Origin of the sequence: uncultured Nostoc sp. (assembly GCF_964245445.1) — a bacterium.
In the GTDB taxonomy this organism is placed as follows: domain Bacteria; phylum Cyanobacteriota; class Cyanobacteriia; order Cyanobacteriales; family Nostocaceae; genus Nostoc.
Window position 1 is genome coordinate 1 of record NZ_CAXTNE010000479.1, and the last position, 3019, is coordinate 3019.

A 3019-nucleotide genomic window follows, 5' to 3' on the forward strand; every position below is an offset into this window, starting at 1 on the left:
CCCCCTGCCCCTCTGCCTAAAATTGTGGGTGGTCGTTACGGTCTTTCATCTAAAGAATTTACTCCGGCGATGGTGAAGGGCATTTTTGACAACCTTGCTCAAGCTAAACCGAAAAATCACTTTACTATTGGGATTAATGACGACGTTAGTCATACTTCCTTGAGCTTTGACTCTAATTTCTCTACAGAATCGGATAATGTTGTCAGGGCAATGTTCTATGGGTTGGGTGCTGATGGCACTGTTGGGGCTAACAAAAACTCCATCAAGATTATTGGTGAAGAAACCGACAATTACGCCCAAGGCTACTTTGTCTATGATTCCAAGAAATCTGGCTCAATGACCGTCTCCCACCTACGCTTTGGCAAAGAGCCAATTCGCTCTACCTACTTGATTGATCAAGCCAACTTTATTGGTTGTCATCACTGGGGATTTCTAGAACACATAGATATTTTGAAGGCTGCTATTCCTGGGGCGACTTTGCTGCTTAACAGTCCTTATGATGCAGATACCGTCTGGGAGTATCTGCCGCTAAAGGTGCAGCAGCAAATTATCGACAAGCATTTGAAATTATATGTGATTAATGCTAGCCAAGTTGCCCGCGAAAGTGGCATGGGTGGCAGAATTAACACTATTATGCAAGTATGCTTCTTTGCCTTAGCGGGTGTCTTGCCGCAAGAAGAAGCGATCGCTAAAATCAAACAAGCGATTGATAAGACTTACGGTAAAAAAGGTGCAGAAGTTGTCCGCATGAACTTGCAAGCTGTAGACAACACGCTAGACAACTTGCATAAAGTAGATATACCACAGACAATCAACAATCGACAATCAACAATCAACAATCCAAGATTGCTGGACAGCGCTCCCGAATTTGTGCGGGAAGTTCTGGGCAAAATCATGGTGTGGGAAGGTGATGACTTACCTGTTAGCACACTACCTGTTGATGGCACGTTTCCGGTAGGTACTGCCAAGTGGGAAAAACGTAACGTTGCCGAAGAGATACCTGTGTGGGAACCGGATGTCTGCGTTCAATGTGGTAAGTGCGTGATGGTTTGTCCCCACAGCGCCATTCGTGCAAAAGCCTATCAAGCCGATGAGTTAGTTTTTGCACCAGAAACTTTCAAGTCAACTGGTGCAAAAGATAAAGACTTTGCCAATCAAAAATTTACCATTCAAGTTGCCCCAGAAGATTGCACAGGATGCACTATTTGTGTAAATATTTGCCCTGCTAAAGATAAATCTGAGCCATTGCGGAAAGCGATTAACATGGCACAGCAGTTGCCATTGCGGGAACAAGAGCGAAAAAACTGGGATTTCTTTTTGAGTTTATCCAATCCTGACAGGCGATCGCTAAAATTAAACCAGATTCGCCAACAACAACTGCAAGAACCTTTATTTGAATTCTCTGGTGCTTGTGCAGGTTGTGGTGAAACACCTTACTTGAAATTATTAACACAATTGTTTGGCGATCGCGCCGTCATCGCCAATGCTACAGGTTGTTCCTCAATATATGGTGGGAACCTCCCCACAACACCTTGGACAACCAACGCCGAAGGACGCGGCCCGGCGTGGTCAAATAACCTATTTGAAGATAACGCTGAATTCGGTTTTGGCTTCCGTCTCTCCCTCGACAAACAAGCTGAATTTGCGGCAGAATTGTTACAGCAGTTGGGGAGTGAGGAAATTCACCAATCAATAATTCCTAGTGATTTAATTCAGTCAATCCTGAAAGCTGAACAAAAATCTGAGGCTGACATTTGGGAACAGCGCGAAAGGATAGAACTGTTGCAGCAAAAGTTAGATGAAATTGTAACTTTCGATCCTAATCTAAAATGTAAAATCCAAAATCTAAAATCTCTTGCCGATTACTTGGTGAGAAAAAGCGTCTGGATTGTTGGCGGTGACGGTTGGGCTTATGATATTGACTTTGGCGGTATCGATCATGTAATTGCTAGTGGTCGAAATGTGAACATCTTAATAATGGATACAGAAGTGTATTCTAATACAGGCGGTCAATCTTCTAAAGCTACGCCACGAGCAGCAGTTGCTAAATATGCCGCCAGTGGTAAGCCTGCACCTAAGAAAGATTTAGGGATGATTGCCATGACCTACGGAAATGTTTACGTAGCGAGTGTAGCCCTTGGCGCTAGAGATGAACATACCCTGAAAGCATTTCTGGAAGCAGAAGCTTATGATGGGCCATCAATAATTATTGCTTACAGCCATTGCATCGCCCACGGCATCAATATGACCACAGGGATGAATCATCAGAAAACTTTGGTAGAATCAGGTCGTTGGTTGCTGTATCGACATAATCCAGAGTTGCTCAAGCAGGGTAAAAATCCTTTGCAATTGGATATGCGATCGCCTACGCAATCTGTAGAAGATTCGATGTATCAAGAAAATCGCTTCAAAATGCTCACTAAGAGTAAACCCGAAGTAGCCAAGCACTTGTTAGAACAAGCGCAAGCTGAGGTAAATACACGTTGGCAGATGTACCAATATCTGTCAAAACGCGATATTTTCTGAAGATTAGCCGTAATTTTAGTTATAAACAATCTGTCGTAAGGGCACAGCAATGCTGTTGTGCCCCTACTGCATGGTCTATTTACCTGAAAATATGTAATGCCTACTATCTAGGTTCCGCCTCGCTCAAAAGCATTTCCGGGTTTTACCTAGAAAGGAGATTTACCACATAAATTTAGCGTAGGCGTAGCCCGCCGTTAGGCATCGCACCAACCGATCAAACCACCAAAGAGCAACTCTGTGCTACAAGACGCGCTACCAGGTGCTACAGTAATTATGGACTATTGGTATTGGGTGGTTAATCGAGTTATTGACTAGGGATGGATGAGATCAGGAGAGAGGTTTAGGGCGTACTTATTTTGGAATGCTTTGTAAAAAAGTGAGATGTTTTGTCTAAACCCTTAATTTATCTTTTTCCGAGTTGATATATTAACTACGCAGTCACGCCTAATGTGAATTAAAGAGGTTGAGACTGGAAGGTGAGAACATTGATACC

At 43.3% G+C, this 3019-nt stretch carries 1 protein-coding gene; it reads left to right on the forward strand.

Going from position 1 to position 3019, the window contains the following annotated elements; translation table 11 throughout:
- The coding region (gene nifJ, locus ACFE90_RS37515) for a pyruvate:ferredoxin (flavodoxin) oxidoreductase (RefSeq protein WP_375507296.1) at positions 1-2526 on the forward strand (2526 nt) is incomplete at its 5' end.
- Positions 2527-3019: the final 493 nt, after the last annotated feature.